The sequence below is a fragment of the Marinobacter lutaoensis genome (assembly GCF_001981305.1).
Classification (GTDB): Bacteria; Pseudomonadota; Gammaproteobacteria; order Pseudomonadales; family Oleiphilaceae; genus Marinobacter; species Marinobacter lutaoensis.
The window spans coordinates 40,094-66,756 of the sequence record NZ_MSCW01000008.1 but is presented as its reverse complement, the minus strand read 5'-3'; the positions used below and the strand labels follow the sequence as shown (position 1 = coordinate 66,756).

Below are 26,663 nucleotides of genomic sequence, written 5' to 3'. Positions count from 1 at the left end.
CGATACGACCATGACAAAATTCCATCCACTGACCCTCAAAGAGGTCAGGCCTGAAACAAGAGACGCCGTATCCCTGTGCTTCGATCTGCCGCAAGACCTTGCAGACACGTTCCGCTACACACAGGGCCAGCACCTGGTGGTGCGTACCTGGCTGGACGGCGAGGAAGTGCGCCGCTCCTATTCGATCTGCACCAGTGTCCGGGACAATGAGCTGCGCATCGCGGTCAAGAAGATTCCCGGCGGCCGCTTCTCCACCTTCGCCAATGACACGCTGAAAGCGGGCGACACCCTGGAAGTGATGCCGCCACAGGGGCACTTCTCGGTCGAACTGGATCCCGAGCGCGAGGGCAACTACCTGGCGGTCGCCGCCGGCAGCGGCATCACGCCGATTCTGTCGATCCTCAAGACCACCCTGGAAACCGAGCCCAAAAGCCGGTTCACCCTGTTCTACGGCAACCGCTCCACCGCCAGCACTCTGTTCCGGGATCAGCTGGAGGACTTGAAGAACCGCGACATGGAACGCTTCAACCTGGTGTACATCTTCAGCCGGGAGCAGCAGGACATCGACCTGTACAACGGGCGGATCGACCATGCCAAGTGCGACGCCCTGTTCGATCGCTGGGTGGATGTGGACAGCCTGACCGCAGCCTTCATCTGTGGCCCCCAGGAGATGACGGAAAACGTCCGTGACTCCCTGTACCGCCACGGTACGCCGAAAGAGCGCGTGCACTTTGAACTGTTCACCCCCGCTGGCGGCGCGCCCCGGCCCCGCAAGGACCGGGAAAACAACACCGTCGACCCGGCCGCGATCAGCGAGGTCACGGTGATCTCCGATGGCCGCTCGATGACCTTCGGCCTGACCCGCAACACCAAGAGCATCCTCGACGCAGGCAACGACGAAGGCGCCGATCTGCCTTACTCCTGCAAGGCGGGTGTGTGTTCCACCTGCAAGGCCCGGGTGGTGGAAGGCGAGGTCGAGATGGACGCCAACTTTGCCCTGGAGGACTACGAAGTCGAGGCCGGTTACGTGCTGTCCTGCCAGTGCTACCCGGTCAGCGACAAGGTCACCCTGGATTTCGACCAGATCTGATCACCCCAACGTTCCAACGACAACAAAGGGAGCCCCATTCCAATGTCAGTGCTCAAGAGCTTCATTGCCGGCGAGTGGCTGGGTGAAACCCCGGCCCGGCCGCTGCCCAGCGCCATCAACGGCGACATCGTGGCCCACACCCACCAGGAGCCCATCGATTTCGCCAAAGCCGTCGAGTACGGCCGCACCACCGGCGTCAAGAACCTGCTGGCCATGGACTTCCAGGAGCGCGCGCTGGCGCTCAAGGCCATGGCACTGTATCTGCAGGAACACAAACAGGAACTGTATGCCCTGTCCCATCACACCGGTGCCACCAAGCGGGACAGCGCCATCGACATCGACGGCGGCTTCGGCACCCTGTTCTCCTACGCCAGCATGGGCCGGCGCGAACTGCCGTCCGGCAATGTGGTGCACGAAGGCCCGGTGATGCCGCTGGGCAAGGAAAACCACTTCGCGGGGACCCACATCCTGGTGCCCCGGGGCGGCGTGGCGGTCCACATCAACGCCTTCAACTTCCCGGTCTGGGGCATGCTGGAAAAATTCGCCCCGACCTTCCTGGCGGGCATGCCCTGCATCGTCAAGCCGGCGACCGCCACCAGCTACGTCACCGAGGCTGCCGTACGCCTGATGCAGGCATCCGGCGCTCTGCCCGAGGGGGCCCTGCAACTGATCATCGGCGGTACCGGCGACCTGCTGGACCACCTGCGTGAACAGGACGTCGTCACCTTCACCGGCTCGGCCAGCACCGCCCTCAAGCTGCGCAGCCACCCGAACATCCTGGCCCGTTCCATCCCCTTCAACGCCGAGGCGGACTCCCTCAACTGCGCCATCCTGGCACCGGACGTGACCCCGGACCACGAGGAGTTCGATCTGTTCATCAAGGAAGTGGTCCGCGAGATGACGGTGAAGGCGGGCCAGAAGTGCACCGCCGTGCGCCGGATTCTGGTGCCCACCGCCCAGCTCGAGGCGGTCGCCGACCGGCTCAAACAGCAGCTGTCGAAGGTGGTGGCCGGCGACCCGGCGGTGGACGGCGTGCGCATGGGCGCCCTGGCGTCCCTGGACCAGTGCGCGGATGTGAAGGCCGCCATCGACCGGCTCAAGGAGTCCTGCGAATGCCTGCTGGGCGGTACCGGCGACTTCCAGCCCCTGGGCGACGGCTGCGACCGCGGTGCCTTCCTGGAACCGCACCTGCTGCTGTGCCGCAACCCGGAACAGGAGGGCGGAGCCCACGACATCGAAGCGTTCGGCCCGGTGGCCACCCTGATGCCCTATGACACGCTGGAACAGGCCGTCGCCATTGCCGCCAAGGGCAAAGGCTCGCTGGTCACCACCCTGAGCACCCGCGACCCCGCCATCGCCGGCCAGCTGGTGCCGATGCTGGCCGCCTACCACGGCCGCCTGCATGTGCTGGATGCCCAGGCCGCGAAGGAGTCCACCGGTCACGGCTCACCGCTGCCGATGCTCAAGCACGGCGGCCCCGGTCGTGCCGGGGGCGGCGAGGAACTGGGCGGAATCCGTGCCGTGTGCCACTACCTGCAGCGGACCGCAGTGCAAGGTTCCCCGACCATGCTGGCCGCCATCACCGGCGAGTATGTGCGCGGCGCCAAGGTCATCGAGACCGAGGTGCACCCATTCCGCCGCTACTTCGAGGATCTTCAGATCAACGAGTCCCTGCTGACCCACCGGCGGACCGTCACCGAGGCCGACATCGTCAACTTCGGCTGTCTGTCCGGCGACCACTTTTACATGCACTTTGATGAAATCGCCGCCCGCAACTCCCAGTTCCGCGAGCGCATCGCGCACGGCTACTTCGTGCTGTCCGCCGCCGCCGGCCTGTTCGTTTCGCCGGGTGAAGGCCCGGTGCTGGCCAACTACGGCCTGGACAACCTGCGTTTCATCACGCCGGTGCCGATCGGCGACACCATTCAGGCCCGTCTGACCTGCAAGCGCAAGATCGATCAGGGCCGCACCTCCCCCGACGGGCACCCGCAGGGCGTGGTGGTCTGGGATGTCGAAGTCCGCAACCAGAAGGACGAACTGGTGGCCAGCTACGACATCCTGACACTGGTTGCCAAACGCCCGCAGTAACCCTGCCCGGGCGAGCCGGCCCGCCACCCGTTGGACCCGATGCGTGGGCCGGAGGCAAAAAAAGGGGACGGGCGATTGCCCGTCCCCTTTCCTGTTTCCCGATACCGGATCACATGCCCAGATAGGCTTCCCGCACCTTCTCGTTGCTGAGCAACTCCCGGCCCGTGCCCTCGATCACCACCCGGCCGGTTTCCAGCACATAACCCCGGTCCGCCAGCGCCAGCGCCTGGGAGGCGTTCTGCTCCACCAGGAAAATGGTGATGCCCTCCTTTTTCAGCTCCCGGATGATGTCGAAGATTTCCTCGATGATCAGCGGTGCCAGCCCCATACTGGGCTCGTCCAGCAGCAGCAGCCGCGGGCGCGCCATCAGGGCCCGCCCCATGGCCAGCATCTGCTGCTGGCCGCCGGACAGTTCCCCGGCCAGGTTGTGGCGCTTCTGGCGCAAGATTGGAAACTTGGCGTACATGCGGTCGAGGTCGTCCATCACCTCCTGGCTGCGACCCCGGGTGTAGGCCCCGAGCAGCAGGTTGTCGTGCACGCTCAGATCCTTGAACACCTGGCGCCCCTCCGGCACCTGCACGATGCCCTCCGCCACCCGCTGGTCGGCGGGCACCCGGGTCAGATCACGCCCCTCGAACGTCAGCCGGCCCCGGGTGGCCGGCTGCAGGCCGGACAGGGTCATCAGCAAGGTGGACTTGCCCGCGCCGTTGGCGCCCACCAAGGACACGATTTCACCCCGGTTGATGCGCAGGTCGATGTCGTGCAGCACCTCGATCTGGCCATAAGCGGTGGCCAGCCCCTGCACCACCAGCATGCCTTCGCCGGCGCCCGGAGCCTGGACCGGCGCGCTCGGGGTCAGGCCCAGCCCGCCAAAGCGTTCCGGCGTGCAATTGATGATCTCGTGGCGCAGTTCGCGGAACTCCTCCCGCACCCGCTCTCCGAACAGCGGGTCGTTCTCCACGTCCCGGGACTCGATGATGTGCGCCCAGTCGTCCTCGCTCAGCAGCTTGCGGGCACGGGGAATCACCACCCCTTCCTCCTTCCGGATGTGCTTGCGCAACGCTTCGGTGAAACGTGCCAGGGCGTGGCTGAACGGTTCCCGCGCTTCCGGCCAGTGAGTCATGCATTGCGCCAGCAGGTGCCGCAGCTCCTGCAGGCGCTCGTGCCCCACCCGATAGCCCCGCGACAGCTTGTCCAGCAGCGGAACCGTTTCCGGCGACCGGGCGCCCAGGCGTTTGTACAGCTCGATATCGGTCGGCGTGCTGTGCACGCGATGCGAGAAATGCTCGATGTAGTCGAAGATCTTGACGAACAGACGCTCGTCCGGACGCTGCTCGTTGACGTTCATATCACTCAGCAGCAGGTCCAGCAGATCCAGAATCCGCCACAGCGCCTGATGTTCCTGGACAATGATGCGGATGGCCTGTTCGCCGCGGGACTGGGCAAGTGCCATGTCTGTATCTTGCTCGCTCATGGGAAAGGTCTCCTTGCTCAGCCACCCAGATAGGCGGCGATGACGTCCGGGTTCTCGCGAATTTCCGCCGGGGTGCCCTCGGCCAGTACGCGGCCATAGTTCAACACCAACAGGCGATCGGAGATCCCCATCACCAGTTTCATGTCGTGCTCGACCAGCAGGACGGTGGTCCCCTGGTCGGCGATCTTGCGGATCAGCGCCTCCAGCTGCGCCGTCTCGGTCGCGTTCAGGCCCGCCGCTGGCTCATCCAACAGGATCACCTTGGGCTCGGCAGCCAGGGCGCGGGCGATCTCCAGGCGCTTCAGGGCACCGTAGGACATCGCCGATGCCTCGTGCTCCAAGTAGTCGCCACAACCGACGAACGTCATCAGCTCGGCCGCCCGCTCCCGGCAGAAGGCCTCATCCCGCAGTTGAGACGGCAGCCGGAACAGAGTGGCGAACAGGTTGCTGCGGAGTTTCAGGTGCCGCCCCAGCATCACGTTCTCGATGGCGGACATGTTCATGCAGATCTGCATCTGCTGGAAGGTCCGGCACATGCCCCGCTCCGCCAGCTGGTTCGGCGCCAGCCGGGCGGTGTTCTCGCCATTCAGGCGGATCTCGCCCCGGGTCGGCGTGTAAATTCCCGAGATCAGGTTGAACAGCGTGGTCTTGCCCGCCCCGTTGGGGCCAATCACCGAATAGACCTGTCCTGCCTGCACCGAGAAGCTGACGCCTTCCACGGCGTGCACGCCACCGAAGGCCTTGTCCAGCCCCCGGACTTCAATCAATGCCGTCATGCCTGTCCCTCCGCCTTCTTCTTCAGTCTGCGGCCGATCGACCGCTGCAGGGTCGGCAGCAGCCCCTTGGGCATGAAGATCATGGTCAGCATCAGAATCAGGCCGAACATCACCGCCTCCAGCTCCTGGAAGTCCGCCAGCAACTGGGGCAACAGTTTGAGCACCACCGCCCCCAGAATCACACCCATGGTGGAGCCCATGCCCCCCAGAACCACCATGGTGATCAGCACGATGGAAAAGTCGAAACCAGCCACCGCGGGTGTGATGAACCCCTGGAAGTGGGCGTAAAGGCTGCCCATGACACTGGCGTAGATCGCCGAGATCACGAACACCAGACTCTTGTATTTGGCCGTGTTCACGCCCACCACCCGAGCCGCCACCTCGGACCCGTGCACCGAGCGCAGGGCCCGGCCGATCTGCGAGTCGATCAGGTTCTGGGCCAGCCATACCGCCAGCAGCAGCACCAGCGCCGAGAACAGATACCAGGCTTGGCTGCCGCTGAGCTCCACACCCAGCAGGGAATAGGATCCGAACGGGCTGAGCTCCCAGCCAAACAGGTCGAAGGGGGCCACCGGAATGCCGTCCGGCCCGCCGGTCAGACCGGTCTCATTGTTGATGATGATGGCAATGATGAAGCCCACGGCGAGGGTGGCCATCGACAGGTAGTGCCCTTTCAGGCGCAGGATCGGCCGGCCGACGATCCAGGCGATGACACCCACCAGGATCGCCCCCACCAGCAGTGCCGGTAGCGCGGACCAGCCATAGCTGCCGGTCATGATCGCGGAAAAATAGGCCCCAAGGCCGAAAAAACCAGCATGGCCCAGGCTAACTTGCCCGGCATAGCCCACCAGCAGGTTCAGGCCCACCACCGTAGCGGCGATGATCGCCATCTGGGTCGCCAGTTCATAGTGAAACGGGTTGTCCAGGAACGCCGGCAGGCTGAACAGGATCACCGCCAGAATCACCAAGTCCCGGAGACGAAGTTGCATGAAACGCTTGAACATCACACTCTCTCCACGACCTTGGCGCCGAACAGACCGCGCGGCATGAAAAACAGCACCACCAGAATCATGGAAAACGCCACCGCGTCCTTATAATCCGAGGAAATGTAACCGGCCGCCATGGCCTCCACGATGCCCAGCAGCAGCCCTCCGACCACCGCGCCCAGGCCACTGCCCAGGCCACCGATAGCGGCCGCGACGAACCCCTTCAGGCCGAGCATGATGCCGATGTCGTAGGAGGTGAAGGTAATGGGCGCGACCACCACGCCGGCAATGGCGCCCAGCAGCGCCGACACCATGAACGCCAGCATCAGCACCATCTGGGTCCGGATCCCCACCAGCCGGGCGGCGTCCTTGTTCATGGAGGTCGCCAGGATGGCCTTGCCGATCAGGGTGCGGGTGAAGAACAGCACCAGCGCCACCACCAGCACCGCGCCGATGCCAAGCACCCACAGGCTCTGGCTGTTCAGGACCGCGCCGAACACCCGGATCGGCTCGTCGGTGCTGAAGTTGGGCATGGCATGGTAATCCTTGCCCCACACCAGTTGGGCAAGCCCCCGGATGAAGATGGAAGCGCCGATGGTGATGATGATCAGGGTGACCACGTCCGCCTGTTTCGCCGGCGCGATGGCCAGGCGCTGCAACAGGATACCCAGGATGCCGGCCAGCACCACGGCGAGAATGATCGCCAGCAGCATCGGCATACCCATGGCCATGAATGACACGGTCGCCATGCCGCCGATCATCAGAAACTCACCCTGGGCGAAGTTGATGACGTGGCTGGCGTTGTAGATCAGCGTAAAACCGAGGGCGATCAGGGCGTAGGTGGCGCCGATCGTAATCCCGGTGAAGAGATACTGTAGGAATTCTGCGAACATAACCTGGTTCCGGTCGGGACACCGGCTGCCACCCCGACGACACGGACGGGGCGGCAGCCCGGGCTGCGGATGGAAGGGCTCAGTTGATCAGTTTCCAGCCGCCGTCCTGAACTTCCAGGATGCGGAAGGAATCGGCGTCCAGGCCATTGTGATCGTCCGGAGACATGTTGAATTCGCCGGTCACCCCAACGTAGCCACGGATATTTTCCAGGGCCTCGCGAACGGCTTCCGGATCGGTGGAACCCGCGGCCTCGATCGCCTTGACCGCCAGCATCAGGCCGTCATAGGCATAGCCGCCGAAAGTGGACACCTTGCTGTTCCAGCGCGCCTCATACTCGGACTTGTACTTCTGCACGATCGCCTTCTGGGGATCGTCGTCCGGCAGGGAATCCGGTACCAGCAACGGTGAAGCCGGCAGCCTCAGCCCCTCGGCGGCCTCCCCGGCCAACGCCAGGAAACTGTCGGAGGCGACACCATGGGACTGGTAGAACGGCAGGTCGATGCCCAGCTGGGCGTAGTTGCGGGTGACGATGGCCGGCCCCTGGCCGAACCCGAAGTTCAGTACCGCCTGCACCCCTTCGGTGTTGCGGATGTTGGTCAGCTGGGCGGTCATGTCGGTGTCGGAGCCGCTGTAGGTCACGTCCGCCAGCACCTCGATGCCCATATCCCGAGCCACTTCCAGGGTTTGCGCTCGGCCGGAGGAACCAAAGCCACCGGTGCCCGAGATCAGGCCGATGCGGGTAATGCCCCGGGCCTTCATGTCCCCCAGGATCCGCTCCGCGGCCATGCGGTCGGACTGGGGCGTCTTGAATACCCAGGGTTTCACCGGGTCGGTGATCACCACCGCCCCGGCCAGGGAAATGAAGGGAATCTTCGCCTGCTGCACCAGCGGAGCCACCGCCATGGTGGCACCGGTGGTGCTGCCGCCGACGATGATGTCAACACGGTCCGAACGGATCAGCCGGCTGGCGAAGTTACGGGCTGAGGAGGCGTTGCCTACGTCATCGTAGTGCACCAGCTCAAGCGGACGCCCGAGCACGCCACCGTCCTCGTTGATCTTTTCGATGTACATTTCGAGGGTTTTCAGCTCCGGGTCCCCCAGAAAGGAGGCGGGGCCGGTCACCGACAGGAAGGAACCGATCTTGATCGGCTCGGCGGCCTGGGCAGCCATGGCCAGCCCGGCGGCGGCCACCAGCGCCACGGCGCGACGCATCATTGTCTTGAACATTGTTTTTATTCTCCCGAATTGTGTGGGGGCCGAGTTACCCCCGATTTGGCTCAGAAGTAAAACAGCGATCGAAAGCCCGGTCACAACTCCTGTGTCATATCACGCGTGCTATCGCCCGCTGCCGGCTTTGTTTTTGTCTGATCCTCCCTGACGGAATCGCTCCTGCCTATTCGTCATCGACACAATACGATACCGCTGACAAACATCAATGAACACTATTGTATCATAATGACAGTGTCAACCGATTTAGTTGACTTCCTGACAGGTTCATACAGTAAAGCCGGACGGGGCGCAGAACGCCAGTTTCCAATACCACACCGGAAGCTTTACGTGACACACAAGAACCGCATAATAGGACTCAGACCTGTTCACTTGACAACCAGACCGACACCACGCATGTCCGCAAAAAACCAGCTCGACATTCTCGTCAGCAATTTTCAGAAAAAACGGCCGCTTCGGGCCGGCTCCCTGATCATCACCATCTACGGCGATGCCATCGTGCCCAGGGGCGGCACCGTCTGGCTGGGCAGCCTGATGAAGCTGGTGGAGCCCATGGGCATCAGCCAGCGCCTGGTACGCACCTCGGTGTACCGGCTGGTGCAGGAATCCTGGCTACAGACCGAGAAAGTCGGCCGTTGCAGTTATTACAGCCTGACCGGCCCCGGCTTGCGCCGGTTCGAGCAGGCGTTTCAGCATGTCTACAGCCTGTCCACCAAGGAGTGGAGCGGCAGCTGGTGCCTGGTGTTCCTGAACCAGCTGGCTCCGGAGCTGCGACAAAAGGTACGAGAGGAACTTAAGTGGCTGAGCTTTGGCAGCATGGCACCCGGCGTCATGGAGCACCCCCGCTTCACCCGCAACGAACTGCTGCCGTTGTTGCAGGAATGGGGAGCGCTGGATGACACCATCGTGATGGAAACCGTGCCGATGGAGCAGAAGAGTTCCAGGGCCCTGCGTCTGCAGGTACGGGAAAGCTGGAACCTGGACGAGTTGGGCGGGCGCTACCGCCGCTTCCTGTCCCAGTTCCGGCCGGTGTGGCGGGAGCTGCAGAACGAGGACAACCTGACCCCGAAAGAATGCCTGACCCTGCGCGTCCTGCTGATTCACGAATACCGCAAAATCCTGCTGCGGGACCCGCTGCTGCCGGACGAACTGCTGCCGGGCGACTGGGAGGGGCGCAGCGCCAAGCAGCTGTGCCGCAACCTCTACCGGCAGATCTACGCCCGCGCCGAGCAATGGCTGGACCAGACCCTGGAAAATGCGTCGGGCCCGCTACCCGGGCCCAACGAGAAATTCTATCGCCGCTTCGGCGGCCTTGACGACACCCGGTCGATCCCGGAGGCACCGCTCACCGCGACCGCCGAGCCGCTGTGAACGGTGTCCGGGACGGGGCGTTGCCGGGTTATACCAGGTTGTAGAGGAACACCACGGCAATGCCCGCCGGCGTCAAGTAACGCAGCACCACCATGAACAGCCGGTAGGGCAGCCCGCGCAGCCCGATGTCCTCCGCCAGCCCCTGGCGCCCCAGCGCCCAGCCGGCAAACAACGCGATCGCCAGTCCCCCCAGCGGCATCATCAGGTTGGACACCAGGAAATCGAGCAGGTCGAACACCGTCTTATCCTTGAAGAAGGCGATGAAGCCCAGCGGATGAACGTCCGACCAGAGGTTGAACGACAGCACCGTTCCGATACCGACGAACCAGATCACCAGGCCGCCGAACAGGGCGCTCCGGGCCCGGCTGAACCCTTTGTGCTCCTCCAACCACTCCACCACCGGTTCCAGCATGGAAATCGCGGACGTGATCGCCGCCACCAGCAGCAACACAAAGAACACCGCGCCGAACAGCACGCCGCCGCTCATCTTGCCGAACGCCAGCGGCAGGGTGACGAAAATCAGCCCCGGGCCACTGCCCGGCTCCAGGCCGTTGGCGAACACCAGCGGGAAAATGGCAAGCCCCGCCAGCAGCGCCACGCCGGTATCGATCACGGCGATGGTGACGGCGGTGCGGGCGATGTTGACCCGGGTCGGAAGATAGGAGCCGTAGGCCATGAGCACGCCGATGCCGATGCTGAGCGTGAACGCGGCGTGCCCCAGCGCCACCAGCACGCCCTCGGTGGTCAGCTTGCTGAAATCCGGTGAGAACATGAAACGGACCCCCCGAGCGAAACTGTCGGTGTTCATGGCATAGATCACCATCGCCACCAGCAGCACGAACAACAGCGGCATGAGCATGTTCACCGCCCGTTCCAGGCCGGAGCGGATGCCCCGCCCGACGATCAGAATCACCAGCGCCATGAACACACTGTGCCAGAGCAACAGCTCCCAGGGATTGGCCAGCAGGGCGCCGAACTGGGCACCGATGGCTTCGGCATCCGCTCCGGTGAAGACACCGGCGGCCGCCTTACCGATGTAGACCAGAGACCAGCCGCCAATCACCGAATAGAACGACAGGACCAGAAACGACGCCACCACGCCGTTCCAGCCAATCGCCCGCCAGCCCCGGGCGGCGCCGTCCCGGCCTGTCAGCGAACGCATGGTGGCGATGGGGCTCTGACCACCCCGGCGGCCGATCATCGTCTCGGCGATCAGGACCGGCACGCCGATCAGGGCGATGCAGACCAAGTACACCAGCACGAAGGCGCCGCCGCCGTTCTCACCGGTGATGTACGGAAACTTCCAGATGTTACCCAGGCCCACCGCCGAGCCGGCGGCGGCGAGGATGAACGCGAGGCGGGAAGACCAGAGGCTGGACGCCGCCTGGTGCGGTTGCGTGTGTTGAGTCATAGAGTTCTCCGAGTCGTTGTTGTTGTCGGAAAGCCGTTGTGGTTTCGGTCGTTACAAAACGCCGCGGATGGCCTCGGCCACCACCGGCAGAGTCTGTTCGTTCAGCCCCGCCACATTGACGCGGCTGGATTCCAGCATGTAGATGCCGTGCGTCTCGCGCAGCCGGCGGACCTGATCCGGGCCGATCCCGAGGAACGAGAACATGCCCCGCTGGCGGGCAATGAAACCGAAATCGCCGGCGGGCGCCAGGGCATCGGCCAGGGCATGGCGCAGGCCGAGAATGCGCTGGCACATGGCCCCCAGCTCGTCCTGCCACTGCCGGCGCAAGCCGTCGTCCGCCAGGATGGTTTCGACGATCGCCGCGCCGTGGGCCGGCGGCATCGAATAGTGCGAGCGAATGGCACTCAGCAGCTGGCTGGTGGCCGCCTCGCGGTTGGCCGGTGACGCACAGATCAGCATCAGGGCACCGGTCCGCTCCCGGTACAGGCCAAAGTTCTTGGAACAGGACGCCGCCACGATCATCTCCGGCACCTCGGCCGCCAGCTGTCGCAGGCCAGCCACGTCCTCCTCCAGCCCTTCCCCCAGTCCCTGGTAGGCCAGGTCCACGAACGGCAGTAGCCCCCGGCGCAGGATCACCTCCGTCACCCGCCGCCATTGCGCCAAGGTCAGGTCCGCCCCGGATGGGTTGTGGCAACAGCCGTGCAGCAACACCACGTCACCGGCCCTGGCCTGTGCCAGGGCCTCCAGCATCGCCTCGAAGTCCACCTCCAGAGTCGCCGGATCCAGGTACGGATACTCACGGATGGCCAGGCCGGCCCCGCCAAGCAGCGGCCGGTGGTTGCCCCAGGTGGGGTTGCTGACCCAGACGGTGGTGTCCGGGCGGCACAGCCGCAGGAATTCCGCCGCCATGCGCAGGGCGCCACAGCCTCCCGGGGTCTGCACCACCGACACCCGGCCATCCCGGCGCAGGGCGTTGTCGCGCCCCAGGATCAGCGCCGCCATGGCATCGTTGAAACCGGCGCTTCCGGCCGGTCCCACATAACCCTTGCTGGTTTCAGTGGCCAGCAGGCGCCGCTCCGCCTCCCGCACCGCCGCCATGATCGGGGTGTGACCGGCGGCGTCCTTGTAGACACCGATGCCCAGATCCACCTTGTCCTGGCGCGGGTCCTCGCGGAACTGCTGCATCAGCTGCAAAATCGGGTCCTGGGGTAACGGCTTGAGTCCCTCAAACATGGTGCGTCTCCTCTTCATCGGCGTGTTTGGCACGGATCAGGGTGGGACGGCCGGACTCCAGGTCCTTCAGCAGCTGCTGCCGCTTCGCCTGGATCGCCTCCGCCGCTTGCTCCCGCACCGGCCCGAATCCCCGGACTTCGGACGGCAGTTCGGCCAACTGCAGGAAGGTGTCGTAGTTGCCGGCATTCAGTTCCCGGGCAATCCGCTCCACCAGCTGCTGATAGTCGGCAAGCAGCGCCCGGTCCAGGCGCCGGTCGGCGGAGTAGCGGAACGGGTCGAAGACACTGCCGCGCAGGCCGCGCATCCGGGCCAGGACCTTGAACACCCGGAACATCCAGGGCCCGAACCGGCGTTTGCGTGGCCGGCCACGGGCGTCGGTGCCGGTGTTCAGAATGGGCGGCGCCAGGTGGAAGTGGACCTTGAAGTCGCCTTCGAAGGTGTCGTTCACCTCCTTCATGAAATCGGTCTCGGCAAACAACCGGGCCACCTCGTACTCATCCTTGTAGGCCATGAAGCGGTACAGCTGCTGGGCCACCACCCGGGTCAGCAGCAGGTGCTCGTGCCCCAGCGCCCGCTCCACCGCCCGAACCCGGTTCACATCGTCCCGGTAACGGTCCGCCCAGCGCCGGTTCTGGTAACGTTCCAGGTGGCCGTGGCGACTGGCGATCAGCTCGTCCAGCGTCGGCTCCGCCGCGGCCCGGGACACGTCCTGGCTGCCCTGCAGCAGCGTGTCGATCACCGCCGGCTCCGCCGCGGCCACCCGGCCCCAGCCAAAGGCTTCCTTGTTGCGATCGATGGCCACGCCATTGAGCTCGATGGCTCGCATCAGGGCCGCCTCGGACACCGGCAGCAGCCCTTTCTGCCAGGCGAAACCCAGCATCATGACGTTGGAGAAGACGGTGTCGCCCATCAGTTTCTCGGCGATGCCGTTGGCATCCAGAGCATCGAACCGGTCGTCGCCCACCGCCTGGCGCAATACCCCCAGGCGCTTATCGGCCTGCATGTCTGCGTCCCGGTAGAGCACGTAGTCCGCGGTCGGCAGTTCAGCCTCGTTGGCCACCACCCGGGTGTGGTTCGGACGCAGCACGCTCAGGGCCTTCTGGGAGGTTGCCACCACCATGTCGCAGGCGATCAGAGCGTCGGCCCGACCGTGGCCGATGCGAACCTGGTGCAGCCGATCGGGGGCCGGCGCCATCCGCACGTAGCTGAGCACGGTCCCCCCCTTCTGGGCGAAGCCCATGAAATCCAACACCGACACGCCCCGGGACTCCAGGTGCGCGGCCATGGCGATCAGCTGCCCCACCGTCACCACCCCGGTGCCGCCCACACCTCCAACCAGCAGGTCGAAGGACCCTTCAAGCGGCGGCAGAGACGGCGCCGGCAGCTCCGCCAGGGTACGGCTGAGAACGGAACCGGTAGCCATACCCCGGGACTTGCGCAGCTGGCCACCCTCGATGGTGACGAAGCTGGGACAGAACCCGGTCACGCAGGAAAAGTCCTTGTTGCAGGAGGACTGGTCGATCCGGCGCTTGCGCCCCAGCTCGGTGTGCCGGGGCACCACCGACAGACAGTTGGACTGAACCGAACAGTCACCGCAACCTTCACACACGTGATGGTTGATGTAGGCCCGCCGGGCCGGGTCCGGGAACTGGCCACGCTTGCGCCGGCGACGCTTCTCGGCGGCGCAGGTCTGGTCGTAGATCAGCACCGTACAACCGGGAATCTCCCGCAGTTCCCGCTGCACCTGGTCCAGCTCGGAACGGTCGTGGAAGGTGACGCCCTTCGGGAACGCCGACTCGTGGCCGCGGTACTTTTCCGGTTCATCGCTGACCACCACCACCCGGCGTACCCCCTCGGCGGTCACCTGCTGGGCAATCATCGGCACGGTGATCTGGCCGTCCACCGGCTGGCCGCCGGTCATCGCCACCGCGTCGTTGAACAGGATCTTGTAGGTGATGTTGATGCCGGCCGCGACCGCCTGTCGGATGGCCATAGAGCCGGAATGGAAATAGGTGCCCTCGCCAAGGTTCTGGAACACATGGGGATTACCGGTGTAACGGCTCTTGCCGATCCAGTTGACACCTTCGCCGCCCATCTGAATCAGGGATTCGGTGTTGCGCCCCATCCAGGAGGCCATGAAGTGGCAGCCGATACCCGCCAGCGCCTTGCTGCCCTCGGGCACCTTGGTGGACGTGTTGTGCGGACAACCGGAACAGAAATACGGCAGGCGCCGAACGCCGCCCGGGTCCTGGGCATCGGACATCTCATTGATGGCCTTCAGCCGCTCGCTGAAGTCCACCCCGAAGAACCGGCTCAGGCGGGCCGCCAGATAGCCCGCCACCAGTTTCGGACTCAGTTCGCCAACATAGGGGATCAACGGCTTGCCGGACTCGTCCTGCTTGCCGGTGATCAGGACCTCGCCGGGGCGATCCGGCTCCGACATGTACTCCTTGATCTGGCTCTCGATGATGCCGCGTTTTTCCTCGATGACCAGCACTTCCTGCTTGCCATGGACAAAGTCGAGGATGCCCCGGCGTTCGAGCGGCCACACCATGCCCACCTTGTAGACATCCAGACCCAGCTCGGCGGCCCGGGCCTCGTCGATACCCAGCAGCTCCAGTGCCTCCAGCAGGTCCAGGTGCGCCTTGCCGGTGGTGACGATGCCGAAACGGGCGTTCGGGTTCCGGTACAGACAGCGGTCGATGGGGTTGGCCCGGGCAAACGCCTGGACCGCCGCCAGCTTGTGCTCGATCCGGGTTTCCAGCTGCGGCCCGGGCAGATCCGGCCAGCGATAGTGCAGGCCGTCCGCCGGCGGCGTGAAATCATCCGGAGTGACGAACTCCGGCAGCGGCGGCAGCTCCACCGAGGCGGCGCTCTCCACCGTCTCGGAAATCGCCTTGAAGCCGACCCAGCAGCCGCTGAAACGAGACAGAGCATAACCCCAGAGGCCGAACTCCAGATACTCCGCGATGTTGGCCGGATTCAGGGTCGGCATGAACCAGGCCATAAACGCGACATCGGACTGATGGGGCATGGAGGACGACACGCAACCATGGTCATCCCCCGCCACCACCAGGACACCGCCGTGGGGCGAACTGCCGTAGGTGGTGCCATGCTTGAGAGCGTCACCGGCCCGGTCGACACCGGGGCCCTTGCCGTACCAGAGCCCGAACACACCGTCGACCTGACGATTCTCGTCGGTCTCCACCTGCTGGGTACCCAACATGATGGTGGCGGCCAGATCCTCGTTGATGGCGGGGACGAAGTCGATGCGGTTCTGCTGCAGCAGATCCTTGGCCTGCCACAGGGCCTGGTCGTAGGCACCCAGCGGCGAACCGCGGTAGCCACTGACCATGCCGGCGGTATTGAGGCCATTGCGGCGATCCAGCGCGGCCTGCATCAGGGGGATTCGGACCAGCGCCTGGGTGCCGGTCAGAAATACCCGGCCGGATTCGCGCAGGTAGCGATCCTCGAGTTTGTAATGATCGAGTTGCGGTGTATCGGCGGTCATGGTCGCCCTCCGGTTGTTGCTTTTATGAACAAAATTCTAGAGGGAACCCGCGTAAAAATGTTTGCGTTTTCATTAGGAAAATCGACCGTTTGCGAAAACCTCTTCGACAAATAACAATTAAGCGAAATATAATTCTAAAAAAATGAGGTGTTACCAAATGAAACAGGTAGAACTGGATCGGCTCGACCGCAAGATACTGGACGCCCTCCAGCACGATGGCCGGATCAGCAACCAGACGCTGGCGGAGCAGGTCGGCCTGTCACCGGCAGCCTGCTGGCGGCGGGTGAAAGCCCTGGAGGAGGCCGGCGTCATCACCGGCTACAGTGCCAGGCTGGACCCAGAGGCGGTCGGCCACGGGCTGTGCGTACTGGTGCACCTGTCCCTGCGCCGCCACACCCTGGACAGTACCGCGGAGATCGAACGGGAGGTGTCCAGCTATCCGGAGGTGTTGCAGTGCTTCGCGGTCACTGGCAACGCCGACTATGTCCTGCGGGTGGTGGTCCCGGACATGGCCAGCTACGACCGTTTCCTGAACGAAAAGATCTTCACCCTCAAGGCCATCGCCCAGGTCAACTCCAACTTCGCACTGCGGGAGATCAAGAACAGCCATACCCTGCCCCTGGCCTGAGCCCGGCGCACCGGACCGGCCGGATCAGGGCAAATGCATATGCCGCGAGCGCGTTTGCCGATGTCAATGGCGGCACAAACCGACTATAATGCTTGCCATCATGCACCGTGCCCACGGTGCCCCGCCCTCAGAATTCCGAGTAAATCAATGTCAGAACAATCCTTTGCCGACCTGGGACTGGCGCCAGCCGTTCTGGAAGCCGTCACCACCGTTGGCTATGAAACCCCGTCCCCGATCCAGGCCCAGTCCATTCCGGCCCTGCTCGCAGGCAATCATCTGCTGGGCGTAGCCCAGACCGGCACCGGCAAGACCGCCGCGTTCGCCCTGCCCCTGCTCAGCCGCATCGACGCGCGCGCGCGGGAACCGCAGATCCTGGTCCTGGCGCCCACCCGAGAGCTGGCCATCCAGGTGGCCGAGGCCTTCACCACGTACGCCAGCCACTTTTCGGACTTCCATGTCCTGCCGATCTACGGCGGCCAGGATTTCAGCCCGCAGATCAAGGGACTGCGCCGGGGCGCCCAGGTCGTGGTTGGGACGCCCGGACGGCTGCTGGATCACCTGCGCCGGGGCACCCTGAAGCTGGACCGGCTGAAGGCGCTGGTCCTCGACGAGGCCGATGAAATGCTGCGCATGGGCTTCATCGACGATGTCGAGGCCATCCTGGCCAAGACACCGGACAACTGCCAGCGCGCCCTGTTCTCGGCCACCATGCCGCCACAGATCAAGCGGGTGGCCCAGACCTATCTGCGCGATGCCACCGAAGTACGCATCGCCAGCGAGACCCGGACCGTCGAGCGGATTGCCCAGTTCGTGCTGCCGGTCTACGCCGAACGCAAGCTGGACGCGCTGACCCGGATCCTTGAGGTGGAACCCTTCGACGCCGCCATCATCTTTGTCCGGACCAAGGCGGAAACCACGCTGCTGGCGGAAAAGCTGTCCGCCCGTGGCCACGCCGTCGCGCCCCTGAACGGTGACCTGAACCAGCGCCAGCGCGAACAGACCGTGGAAGACCTCAAGCGTGGCCGGAAGGACTTGATCATCGCCACGGACGTGGCAGCCCGGGGCCTGGACGTGCCGAGGATCACTCACGTCATCAACTACGACGTGCCCTACGACACCGAGGCCTACATCCACCGGGTTGGCCGTACCGGTCGGGCCGGCCGTTCCGGCAAGGCCATTTTGCTGGTGACCCCGCGTGAACGGAGCTGGCTGCGCACCCTGGAACGGGCCACCAACTCACCGATGGAGCCCTACCAGCTGCCGTCACCGGCGGAACTCCTGAAGCTGCGGATCGAGCAGTTCGAAAGCCAGCTGCTGTCGTTCTCGGATGACCCGAAACTCACCAAAGCCATCGGCCTGCTCGACGACATCGCCGAGCGCAACGACATGGATCTGGCGATGGTGGCCGGCGCCCTGGCCTGCTGGATCGAGATGGCGCAACCGGGGGCCCTGCCCCTGGATACCCCGGAACCGCTGCCGGACGTGTCCGCCGCGCCCCGTCGCGAGCAGCGCCCCCCCGCCAAGGGCCGGAAACCGGCCCCCCGTAACGGCGAGCAGCGCCGGTTCAAATCCGGCGCCCCCAGCCGCCACCGCAAGGGCGGCAAGCCATCGGGCAAGTCGCGCGGCCGCTAGTCGGCCTCGCGGCGCTGATAAACCACGAAACTGTAGTCGTAGGGATTGCGGTCGGTCGCGGAGAAATCTTCGCGGCCGATTTCCTCCCACTCGTCCCAGTTCACTTCCGGGAAATACGCATCCCCTTCCACCTCAGCGTGCACCTGGGTGATGTACATGCGATCCACCCGCGGCAACGCCTGGGCATACACCTGAGCGCCACCGATCACCATCACTTCGTCACCCCCCTCCAGCAGCGCCTGGGCCTCTGCCTTAGCCAGCGCCTCGTCCAGGGAGGCGGCGCCAACGGCACCCGGCGGCACCCGCCAGTCCGGATCCCGGGAGATCACCAAGTTCAGACGCCCCGGCAGCGCACGGCCGATGGACTCCCAGGTCTTCCGGCCCATGATGATCGGTTTGCCCATGGTCGCCTGTTTGAAGTAACGCAGATCCCCCGGCAGATACCAGGGCAGTTTGTTGTTGCGGCCAATCACCCGGTTGCGGGACATGGCCACGATCAATGCCTTGCGCATTCGGTTTCCTCTTGTGCGGTCAGATCGCGATCGGCGCCTTGATCACCGGGTGCGGGTCGTAGCCCTCGAACTCGAAGTCCTCCAGCTCATACTCGAACAGGCTTGCCGGCTTGCGCCGGATGACCAGGCGCGGCAGCGGCCGGGGCTCTCGCCGGAGCTGTTCGAACACGATGTCGTCGGTGAGGTGGTTCTGGTACAGGTGGCAGTCACCAAAGGTATGCACGAACTCCCCCACCTCCAGGTCGCACTGCTGGGCGATCATGTGCGTCAGCAGCGCGTAGGAGGCAATATTGAACGGCACCCCCAGGAACAGGTCGGCGCTGCGCTGGTACAGCTGACAGGACAGCCGGCCGTTGGCGACATAGAACTGGAACAGGCAGTGGCAGGGCGCCAGCGCCATGCGCCCCTGGCGGACGTTGTCCTGGGGGCTGAGGGTTTCATCCGGCAGATCCGCTGGATTCCACGCCGAGACAATCAGACGGCGTGAATCGGGCTTGGTGCGGATCTGCTCGATCACCTCGGAGATCTGGTCCACCACCCGGCCGTCGGGACACTGCCAGCTGCGCCACTGCTTGCCGTAAATCGGCCCGAGGTCGCCGTTCTCCAGCGCCCACTCATTCCAGATGGTCACCTTGCGCTCGTTCAGCCAGCGGTTGTCGGTGGAGCCGCGCAGGAACCAGAGCAGCTCGCAGATGATGCTGCGCAGATGCACCTTCTTGGTGGTGACCAGGGGAAACCCCTCCCGCAAGTCGAAACGGAGCTGGCGGCCAAACACCGAACGGGTACCGACTCCGGTGCGGTCGCCCTTGTCGACCCCGTTTTCCACCACGTCTCGCAGCAGCTCAAGGTAGGCTTTCATGCCACATTCCTCCGATAAGCAATAAACATCAACAGGGCACCGGCGGCAATCATCGGGGTGGACAGGACCTGTCCCATGGTCAGCCAGTCAAAGGCCAGGTACCCCAGTTGCGGGTCCGGCTGGCGCACGAACTCCACCAGGAAGCGGAACACCCCGTAGCACAGCAGGAACAGACCGGACACCGCCATCCTCGGCCGGGGCCGGGCGGAGAACCACCACAGGATCAGAAACAGGGCCACGCCCTCCAGGGCGAACTGATACAGCTGTGAAGGGTGCCGCGCCAGGGCGTCCGGCGCCTGGGGAAACACCATGGCCCAGGGCACATCCGTAGGCTTGCCCCAGAGTTCGCCGTTGATGAAATTGCCGATCCGGCCAGCGCCCAGTCCCACCGGCACCAGCGGCGCCACGAAATCCGCCAGCCGCCAGAAGCCGGCACCGGTCTTGTGGCCGTACCAGACCATCGCCAGGATCACCCCCAGCAGACCACCGTGGAAGGACATGCCGCCCTCCCAGATGCGGAACAGCCAGAGCGGGTCCTGCAGGAAAGCGCCAAAATTGTAAAACAGCACATAGCCGAACCGGCCGCCCAGGATCACCCCCAGCGCGAGATAGAACAGCAGGTCGCCCATCTGGGCTTCGGTGATGGGCGAACCGGGGCGGCGCGCGCGGAGGCGCCCCAGCCACCAGCCGGCCAGAAAGCCGACCAAGTACATGAGTCCGTACCAGTGAATCTTAAGCGGCCCGAGGGAAACCGCGATCGGGTCGAACTGGGGATGCGTCAGCATCGGTTACCTCTCAGCTCAGGAGAAAACGGAGCCCCACCATCAGCAGCATGATGGAGAAAATACGCTTGAGGACCTTGGCGTTGAGCCGGTGAGCCAGGTGAGCCCCCACCTGGGCAAAGAACACGCTGGTGAGCACCACGCCCAGCAACGCCGGAAGATAGACAAACCCCACGCTGAAGGCGGGCAGATCCGCGTGGCCCCACCCGGTCCAAACGTTACCAAGCGCACCGGCCACGGCAATGGGAAGGCCGCAGGCGGCGGACGTGGCCACGGCATTCTGCATGCGTACGTTGCACCAGCTCAGGTAAGGCACGGTCAGGGTGCCGCCGCCAATACCAAAAATCGCCGATGCCCAGCCGATGCCGGCACCGGCCGCCCCGAGTCCCACCGGGCCGGGGACGTCCCGCCCCGGTTTGGGGCTGAACTCCAGCAGCATTTTCAGCCCCACCAGGATCACAAAGGTGCCGATCACCAACTGCAGCTGGTCACTGGTCATGAAGGCCGCGGTCCAGGCCCCGAGCACCGCCCCCACGACGATGCCCACCGTCATCGGCCGGAACAGGTCCCAGCGGACCGCGCCCCGCTGGTGATGGGAGCGGATCGACGAAAGGGACGTAAAAACAATGGTGGCCAGGGAGGTACCCACGGCCAGGTGCGCGCTGATCTCCGGGCTCACGCCCTGCAGTTCGAAACTGAAAATCAGCACCGGCACGATGATCAGGCCACCGCCAATGCCGAACAGGCCGGCCAGCGTCCCGGCCAGGGCGCCAAGCAGCAGATAGGTTGCGAATACGGTAAACAGAGTCATAACGCCTCACGCCCGTGGGATAGCAAGGCTGGTATGATACACAGCGACACCCCCAAGTTCACGGCCAAAGCGCCACCGCCGGAGCCCGATCGTCGCCATGTGCCTGATTGCCTTTGCCCTCGGCCAGAACCGCTCATTTCCCTTGGTGCTCGCCGCCAACCGCGACGAATTTTTCCAGCGCCCCACCGCCGCCATGGACGAGTGGCGGACCGGTACTGGGGACACCGTCTTGGCCGGACGGGATCTGAAATCCGGAGGCACCTGGCTGGCACTGACTCCCGCCGGCGACATCGCCGCGGTCACCAACGTCCGGGAGGGCGCTGCCGAGGCCGGCCGGCGCAGCCGGGGGGAACTGCCCCTGCGTGCCCTGCACGAGTCCCGCGCCCGGCTCTGGCAACGGCTCGCGGACGAGGGGCGCCAGTATGCCGGTTTCAACCTGATCCGGCTGTCGGCCGACGGCGGCTGGTACTACAGCAACCGAGACGCCCACCCCGGCCGCTGGTTACACCGGGGGGTGTTTGGGCTCAGCAACCACCTGCTGCAGACCCCCTGGCCGAAACTGCTGCGGCTGCGCACCGCCCTGGCCCGGGCCGTCCCGGATGCCGGACACGACGCCTGGGCCCTGCACCAGCGCCTGCTCGAGCTGTTGCAGGACACCACGCCCGCACCGGATCACGCGCTGCCCGATACCGGCGTCGGCCTGGAAACCGAGCGATTTCTGTCCTCGCCGTTCATTGTCGGCCCGGAGTACGGCACCCGCACCACCACCATCGTCACGCTCGCCGCATCCGGCGATATCCGGGTCACCGAACAGACTTGGCACCCCATGGCGCAACCTGGCCCCCAACGGCGGTTTCACTGGCAGCGATAGCCGCCGGGCTCTGTTATAATCCGCGAAATTTCCGCCACCAGACCGGAGGGGCCGATGGCCGAAGCAAAAGACACGGCATCCATCGCCGACTTTGAGAAGTCGCTGGATGAACTGGAAAAGCTGGTCCGAGACCTTGAACAGGGCGAGCTGTCCCTGGAGCAGTCCCTGAGCGCCTTCGAGCGCGGCGTCAAGCTCACCCGGGAATGCCAGCAGGCCCTCAAGAGCGCCGAACAACGGGTGGAGCAACTGATCCAGAGCAGTGACGGAACCCTGGAAACCCGACCGTTCAGCCCGGACGACAACGCCTGATGATCACGCAATACCTGGACGCACGGGAGTTCCTGACGGCCTGCGGTACCCGTGTAGATGCCGAACTCGACCGCCGGATCGAACAGACCGGAGCCTCGGACCGGCTGCAGGCGACCATGCGCTACAGCGTGCTGGGCGGCGGCAAGCGCGTCCGCCCCGCACTGTGCCTGGCGGCGGCCCGGGCCGTGGGCGGCGGTGACGAACCGGCCCTGGCCGCCGCCTGCGCCGTGGAGCTGATTCACGCCTATTCCCTGGTCCACGATGACCTGCCCGCCATGGACGATGACGAACTGCGCCGGGGCCGCCCGACCACCCACATCGCATTCGACGAAGCCACCGCCATCCTCGCCGGCGACGCCCTTCAGGCCCTGGCCTTCGAGCTGCTGGCAAACGACCACGAGCGGTCACCGGAAATCCGCATCGCCCTGATTCAGGAACTGGCCCGGGCGGCCGGTCATCGGGGCATGGTGGGCGGCCAGGCCATCGACCTAGAGTCGGTGGGCAAGACCCTGACGCTGGCCCAGCTGGAAACCATGCACCGTCACAAGACCGGTGCCCTGATCGAGGCCAGCGTGCGCATGGGGGCCCTCGCCGCCGGTGCCAACGGAACAGCCGCCCTGACCGCGCTCACCAACTACGCCCGGACCCTCGGCCTGGCGTTCCAGGTACAGGACGATCTGCTGGACGTGGAAGGCGACACCGATGTCATCGGCAAGCCCCAGGGTTCGGACGCGGCCCGGGCCAAGCCGACGTACCCGGCCCTGCTGGGGCTAGCCGGCGCCAAGGAGCACCTGGCGACCCTGCGCCAGGCCACCCTGGCCAGCCTCGACAGCTTTGGCCCGGAAGCCGATCCGCTACGGGCCATGGCCGACTTCGTGGTGGCACGAAGCCATTGAACCCGGTTGCGCCAAAAGCGCACACTTGTTGTACCGGAAACAGAATCGAAACAATCCCAGAAGACCCGAGCAGATGCAGGACACATACACATTCAAGGAAATCCCGTCACGGCGGCCCAACACTCCGCTGCTGGACCGGATTGACGCCCCGGCCCAGCTTCGCGAGCTGCCCATCGACCAGCTGCACCAGCTCGCCCGGGAGCTGCGGTCATTCCTGCTGTGGTCCGTGGGCCAGACCGGGGGGCATTTCGGCGCCGGCCTGGGCGTGCTGGAGCTGACCATCGCCCTGCACTATGTCTTCAACACCCCGGAAGACCGGCTGGTGTGGGATGTCGGCCACCAGGCCTATCCGCACAAGATCCTCACCGGTCGCCGGGAGCAGATGGGCACCATCCGGCGTAAGGGCGGACTGGCCGGCTTTCCCAAGCGGGGCGAGAGCGAGTACGACACCTTTGGTGTCGGTCACTCCAGCACCTCCATCAGCGCCGCCCTGGGCATGGCGATCGCCGCCCGCATGCAGGGCATCCGCCGCAAGAGCATCGCCGTGATCGGCGACGGTGCCATGACCGCCGGCATGGCATTCGAGGCACTGAACCATGCCGGCCACCTGAATTCGGACATGCTGGTGGTGCTCAACGACAACGACATGTCCATTTCCCGGAATGTCGGCGGCCTGTCCAATTATTTCGCCAAGCTGCTGTCGAGCCGCACCTACAACCAAGTCCGGGACAGCGGCAAGAAGGTGCTGCAAGGTGCCCCGCACCTGATGGCGCTGGCCCGCAAGACCGAGGAACACGTCAAGGGCCTGATCGCGCCCAGCACCCTGTTCGAGGAACTGGGCTTCAACTACATCGGTCCGATCGACGGCCACAACCTGCCGCTGCTGGTGGAAACCCTGGAAAACATCCGGGAGCTGGACGGCCCCCAGTTCCTGCACGTGGTCACCACCAAAGGCAAGGGGTTCGCGCCGGCCGAAGCCGACCCGATCGGCTATCACGCCATCAACAAGATCGACCCGCTGCCGCCCAGCCAGCCCAAGCCGGTCCCGCCGGCAACGCCCCGCCCCAAGTACGCCAATGTGTTCGGCCAATGGCTGTGTGACGCCGCCGAACAGGACGAGCGGGTGGTCGGCATCACCCCGGCGATGTGCGAGGGTTCTGATCTGCTCGCCTTCTCCCAGCGGTTTCCGGAGCGCTACTTCGACGTGGCGATCGCCGAACAGCACGCGGTGACTCTGGCCGCTGGGCTCGCCTGCGACGGCGCCAAGCCGGTGGTGGCAATCTATTCCACCTTCCTGCAACGGGCCTACGATCAGCTGATCCACGACGTTGCCATTCAGAACCTAGACGTACTGTTTGCCATCGACCGGGCCGGCCTGGTCGGCGAGGACGGACCGACCCACGCCGGCGCCTTCGACATCAGCTTTCTGCGCTGCATCCCCAACCTGGTGGTGATGACGCCGTCCGACGAGAACGAAACCCGCCGGATGCTGCAGACCGGCCTGCTGTACAATGGCCCCGCGGCAGTCCGCTACCCCCGGGGCACCGGCCCCGGCGCCCGGATCGAGCCGGGCCTTCAGCCGCTGCCGCTGGGGCGGGGCCGGCGTGTACGCGAAGGCTCGACCGTCGCCATTCTCAACTTCGGAACCCTGCTGGAGCCGGCCCTTCAGGCCGCCGAAGCCCTTGACGCCACCGTCGCCGACATGCGCTTCGTCAAGCCACTGGACGAGGATCTGGTGCTGGCGCTGGCCGAACAGCATGAGTTGCTGGTCACCCTCGAGGAGAACGTGGTCGCCGGCGGCGCCGGCAGTGCGGTTACCGAATGCCTGAACCAGCGTCAGGTCACTCAGCCAGTGCTCCAGCTGGGACTGCCGGACCGTTTTGTCGACCATGGCAAGCGGGAGGAGCTGCTGGCGGAGTGCGGCCTGGATGCCCAGGGTATCCGCCAGGCCATCGCGAAACGCCTGAAGCAGATGGCGCAGGCCGGGCTGAAGGTGGCCAAGTAGTCGCCTCGCAACAAACCAAAAGCCCGCATCCTTGGATGCGGGCTTTTGGTTTTGGCGTGGCCTGGCCGGGCGTTATGCCGGGTCGTCGTCCTGGTGCGTTTCCAGCCAGTGCCCCAGCTTGCTCTGTTTGGTCTTGAGGTAGTTCTCGTTGTGCGGATTGCGCCCCACATGCAGGGGCACCCGCTCGACCACTTCAATACCGTAGGAGGTCAGCGCCTGCACCTTGCGGGGGTTATTGGTCATCAGCCGGATGCGCTTGATGCCAAGGTGCTCCAGCATGTCCTTGCACATGCTGTAGTCCCGCAGATCCGCGGCAAACCCCAGCTGCTCGTTGGCTTCCACCGTATCCGCCCCCAGATCCTGCAGGTGGTAGGCGCGGATCTTGTTCAGCAAACCGATACCCCGCCCTTCCTGGCGCAGATACATCAGGATCCCCCGACCTTCCCGGGCGATGCTGCGCAGGGCCTCCTCCAGCTGGTAACCACAGTCGCAGCGCATGCTGTACAGGGCATCGCCGGTCAGGCACTCGGAATGAGTCCGTGCCAGCAATGGCTCGTCACTATCCAGGTTGCCGAGCGTCAGGGCAATGTGCTCCTTGCCGGTATCGGGTTCCTCGAAACCGTGCATGTCGAATACCCCGAACGGAGTGGGCAACCGGCAAGTCTGGATGTAACGAACAGCCACAGCGTTTCCTCGTGGTTCAGTCAGTCGGGCGCGCATTCTACCACGTGGCCGGCCACCCCGCGTAGTCCCGGCACACGGCGCTAGGCCGGGTCGGCCTGCCAGTGGCCACTGCGGCCTCCCGTCTTCTCCAACAGCCGGACCGCCTCGATCACCATGCCCCGATCCACCGCCTTGCACATGTCGTAGAGTGTCAGGGCCGCCACGCTGGCGGCGGTCAGCGCTTCCATTTCAACCCCGGTCTGACCGGACAACTTGCACCGGGTCCGCACCACCACCGACGTCCCATCCTCGCCGGCCTCCAGATCCACCTTGACCGACGTCAGGTTCAGGCTGTGGCACAGGGGAATCAGTTCGTGGGTTTTCTTGGCCGCCATGATCCCCGCGATCCGGGCTACCGCCAGCACATCCCCTTTGGGATGCTCGCCGTCGAGGATCATGCGCAGGGTTTCAGGTGCCATGCGCAGGATCGCTTCGGCACGGGCCTCGCGGGCAGTGACGGCCTTGTCGGTGACATCGACCATACGGGCTTCGCCCTTGTCGTCCAGGTGGGTCAGCTTGTTCACAGTTTCTCCAAGGCGCAGGTGGCTGGGCACGACTACAAGAATACCAGAGT

General features: G+C 64.9%; 23 protein-coding genes and 1 pseudogene. 9 read left to right on the top strand and 15 right to left on the bottom strand.

Going from position 1 to position 26,663, the window contains the following annotated elements:
* Positions 1–10 precede the first annotated feature (10 nt).
* Positions 11–1,090 carry a 1,2-phenylacetyl-CoA epoxidase subunit PaaE gene (paaE, locus tag BTO32_RS13475; protein WP_076725170.1) on the top strand — a complete coding sequence of 360 codons (1,080 nt, stop codon included), beginning with the start codon at positions 11–13 and terminating at the stop codon, positions 1,088–1,090.
* A gap of 42 nt (positions 1,091–1,132) precedes the next feature.
* Positions 1,133–3,178, top strand: coding sequence for a phenylacetic acid degradation bifunctional protein PaaZ (gene paaZ / locus BTO32_RS13470; RefSeq protein WP_076725169.1), 2,046 nt, complete (start codon positions 1,133–1,135; stop codon positions 3,176–3,178).
* A 109-nt stretch (positions 3,179–3,287) separates the two neighbouring features.
* On the opposite strand, the gene BTO32_RS18140 is transcribed toward paaZ, so the two are convergent.
* From BTO32_RS18140 to BTO32_RS13445, 6 genes and pseudogenes are all read right to left on the bottom strand, one after another.
* Complete coding sequence (locus BTO32_RS18140; RefSeq protein ID WP_245820347.1) at positions 3,288–3,992, bottom strand: ABC transporter ATP-binding protein; 705 nt, start codon at positions 3,990–3,992, stop codon at positions 3,288–3,290.
* Between the two features lie 210 nt (positions 3,993–4,202).
* A pseudogene (locus BTO32_RS18135) lies at positions 4,203–4,631 on the bottom strand (hemerythrin domain-containing protein); the annotation flags it as partial.
* Between the two features lie 38 nt (positions 4,632–4,669).
* Entirely contained in the window at positions 4,670–5,428 is a 759-nt protein-coding gene (locus tag BTO32_RS13460) for an ABC transporter ATP-binding protein (RefSeq protein WP_076725167.1), read from the bottom strand.
* Positions 5,425–6,432, bottom strand: a complete 1,008-nt coding sequence (locus BTO32_RS13455) for a branched-chain amino acid ABC transporter permease (protein WP_076725166.1) — start codon at positions 6,430–6,432, stop codon at positions 5,425–5,427. Before BTO32_RS13455 ends, BTO32_RS13460 begins: the two co-directional genes overlap by 4 nt.
* Positions 6,432–7,307 carry a branched-chain amino acid ABC transporter permease gene (locus BTO32_RS13450; RefSeq protein WP_076725165.1) on the bottom strand — a complete coding sequence of 292 codons (876 nt, stop codon included), beginning with the start codon at positions 7,305–7,307 and terminating at the stop codon, positions 6,432–6,434. Before BTO32_RS13450 ends, BTO32_RS13455 begins: the two co-directional genes overlap by 1 nt.
* Positions 7,308–7,386: 79 nt before the next feature.
* On the bottom strand, positions 7,387–8,535 hold the full coding sequence (locus BTO32_RS13445) for an ABC transporter substrate-binding protein (RefSeq protein ID WP_076725164.1): 1,149 nt from the start codon (positions 8,533–8,535) through the stop codon (positions 7,387–7,389).
* A 396-nt stretch (positions 8,536–8,931) separates the two neighbouring features.
* Between BTO32_RS13445 and paaX the strand changes: the two genes are divergently transcribed.
* A complete protein-coding gene (gene paaX / locus BTO32_RS13440) occupies positions 8,932–9,906 on the top strand; it encodes a phenylacetic acid degradation operon negative regulatory protein PaaX (RefSeq protein WP_076725163.1) in 975 nt (324 codons plus the stop codon).
* A 28-nt stretch (positions 9,907–9,934) separates the two neighbouring features.
* Here paaX and BTO32_RS13435 read toward each other — a convergent pair whose 3' ends face one another.
* From BTO32_RS13435 to BTO32_RS13425, 3 genes are read right to left on the bottom strand one after another with little or no spacing between them, the layout of a single operon-like run.
* Complete coding sequence (locus BTO32_RS13435) at positions 9,935–11,317, bottom strand: sodium-dependent transporter (RefSeq protein ID WP_076725162.1); 1,383 nt, start codon at positions 11,315–11,317, stop codon at positions 9,935–9,937.
* A 51-nt stretch (positions 11,318–11,368) separates the two neighbouring features.
* Complete coding sequence (locus tag BTO32_RS13430; RefSeq protein WP_076725161.1) at positions 11,369–12,550, bottom strand: amino acid aminotransferase; 1,182 nt, start codon at positions 12,548–12,550, stop codon at positions 11,369–11,371.
* Positions 12,543–16,061 (bottom strand): indolepyruvate ferredoxin oxidoreductase family protein, encoded by a 3,519-nt coding sequence (locus tag BTO32_RS13425; protein WP_076725160.1) that lies wholly within the window; start codon positions 16,059–16,061, stop codon positions 12,543–12,545. Before BTO32_RS13425 ends, BTO32_RS13430 begins: the two co-directional genes overlap by 8 nt.
* 157 nt (positions 16,062–16,218) lie before the next feature.
* Between BTO32_RS13425 and BTO32_RS13420 the strand changes: the two genes are divergently transcribed.
* Entirely contained in the window at positions 16,219–16,689 is a 471-nt protein-coding gene (locus tag BTO32_RS13420) for an Lrp/AsnC family transcriptional regulator (protein WP_076725159.1), read from the top strand.
* A gap of 147 nt (positions 16,690–16,836) precedes the next feature.
* Positions 16,837–18,321 (top strand): DEAD/DEAH box helicase, encoded by a 1,485-nt coding sequence (locus BTO32_RS13415; RefSeq protein ID WP_076725158.1) that lies wholly within the window; start codon positions 16,837–16,839, stop codon positions 18,319–18,321.
* Here BTO32_RS13415 and BTO32_RS13410 read toward each other — a convergent pair.
* The 4 genes from BTO32_RS13410 to BTO32_RS13395 are packed head-to-tail and all read right to left on the bottom strand — an operon-like array spanning position 18,318 to position 21,285.
* Complete coding sequence (locus BTO32_RS13410) at positions 18,318–18,833, bottom strand: dihydrofolate reductase (protein ID WP_076725157.1); 516 nt, start codon at positions 18,831–18,833, stop codon at positions 18,318–18,320. The genes BTO32_RS13415 and BTO32_RS13410 overlap by 4 nt on opposite strands.
* Before the next feature lie 19 nt (positions 18,834–18,852).
* Complete coding sequence (locus tag BTO32_RS13405) at positions 18,853–19,692, bottom strand: thymidylate synthase (RefSeq protein WP_076725156.1); 840 nt, start codon at positions 19,690–19,692, stop codon at positions 18,853–18,855.
* Entirely contained in the window at positions 19,689–20,477 is a 789-nt protein-coding gene (gene lgt, locus BTO32_RS13400; RefSeq protein WP_076725155.1) for a prolipoprotein diacylglyceryl transferase, read from the bottom strand. Before lgt ends, BTO32_RS13405 begins: the two co-directional genes overlap by 4 nt.
* A 10-nt stretch (positions 20,478–20,487) precedes the next feature.
* Positions 20,488–21,285: a sulfite exporter TauE/SafE family protein gene (locus BTO32_RS13395; RefSeq protein ID WP_076725154.1), complete on the bottom strand. Its 798-nt coding sequence runs from the start codon at positions 21,283–21,285 to the stop codon at positions 20,488–20,490.
* A gap of 97 nt (positions 21,286–21,382) precedes the next feature.
* Here BTO32_RS13395 and BTO32_RS13390 point away from each other — a divergent pair, with 97 nt between their 5' ends.
* The 4 genes from BTO32_RS13390 (at position 21,383) to dxs (ending at position 25,366) form a co-directional block, all read left to right on the top strand.
* Entirely contained in the window at positions 21,383–22,156 is a 774-nt protein-coding gene (locus BTO32_RS13390; protein WP_076725153.1) for an NRDE family protein, read from the top strand.
* 54 nt (positions 22,157–22,210) lie between these two features.
* Positions 22,211–22,465: an exodeoxyribonuclease VII small subunit gene (locus BTO32_RS13385; protein WP_076725152.1), complete on the top strand. Its 255-nt coding sequence runs from the start codon at positions 22,211–22,213 to the stop codon at positions 22,463–22,465.
* Complete coding sequence (locus tag BTO32_RS13380; RefSeq protein WP_076725151.1) at positions 22,465–23,361, top strand: polyprenyl synthetase family protein; 897 nt, start codon at positions 22,465–22,467, stop codon at positions 23,359–23,361. The genes BTO32_RS13385 and BTO32_RS13380 overlap by 1 nt, the downstream gene beginning before the upstream one ends.
* 73 nt (positions 23,362–23,434) lie before the next feature.
* A complete protein-coding gene (gene dxs / locus BTO32_RS13375) occupies positions 23,435–25,366 on the top strand; it encodes a 1-deoxy-D-xylulose-5-phosphate synthase (protein ID WP_076725150.1) in 1,932 nt (643 codons plus the stop codon).
* A gap of 72 nt (positions 25,367–25,438) precedes the next feature.
* Here dxs and ribA read toward each other — a convergent pair whose 3' ends face one another.
* Positions 25,439–26,050 (bottom strand): GTP cyclohydrolase II, encoded by a 612-nt coding sequence (gene ribA / locus BTO32_RS13370; protein WP_076725149.1) that lies wholly within the window; start codon positions 26,048–26,050, stop codon positions 25,439–25,441.
* Between the two features lie 80 nt (positions 26,051–26,130).
* Positions 26,131–26,613 carry a cyclic pyranopterin monophosphate synthase MoaC gene (moaC, locus tag BTO32_RS13365; protein ID WP_076725148.1) on the bottom strand — a complete coding sequence of 161 codons (483 nt, stop codon included), beginning with the start codon at positions 26,611–26,613 and terminating at the stop codon, positions 26,131–26,133.
* Between the last annotated feature and the right edge of the window lie 50 nt (positions 26,614–26,663).